The organism is Helcococcus bovis, assembly GCF_046035835.1.
Taxonomy (GTDB): Bacteria; Bacillota; Clostridia; order Tissierellales; family Peptoniphilaceae; genus Helcococcus; species Helcococcus bovis.
In genome coordinates, this window is the sequence record NZ_JBFNGB010000052.1 from 1 (window position 1) to 570 (window position 570).

Annotated in this window: 1 protein-coding gene; it reads left to right on the forward strand. The window is 15.1% G+C overall.

Features of this window, described 5'->3' with window-relative positions; genetic code table 11:
- Positions 1-333 (forward strand): sigma-70 family RNA polymerase sigma factor (locus ABGF48_RS08460; RefSeq protein WP_408105899.1); only part of this gene is annotated, 333 nt, incomplete at its 5' end.
- Between the last annotated feature and the right edge of the window lie 237 nt (positions 334-570).

Consider the following 570-nt stretch of genomic DNA (forward strand, 5'->3'; position numbering starts at 1 on the left):
AAAACAAAAAAATATTGTATCAAAATAATTAGAAATTGTTCAATTGATATATACAATAAAAATAAATTTGAACAATGTAAAGATTTTACAATTGATAATATAAATAATGAATATAACGATGAATATTCAAGAGAAATATTCGATAATATTTATAGTATATTACTACAAATTCCAGAAAAATACTCAAAAATTATAATAATGAAAATTGAAGGTTATTCATACTTAGAAATATCAAATAAAACAGGAAAAAACATACAAAATGTTAGGCAAATTTATTCTAGGGGACGAAAAATGATATTAAAAAAATTAAATAACTATAATAAAAAATTGTGAATTTTAAAATTTTTGTTAATTTATTTAATTTTAATTTTTTATCATTTATTATTTATTATTTATTATTTATTATTTATTATTTAAAATATTATCCTATTATTTAATAATTTAAGCTATAAAAAATTATACAAATTATTGAAAAAAAAAGTATATATGCTATACTGTATTTATAAACATTCAGGAGGATAAAAATGAAACTTAGAAAATTATCATTATTAATTTTAGTAGCATCATTAT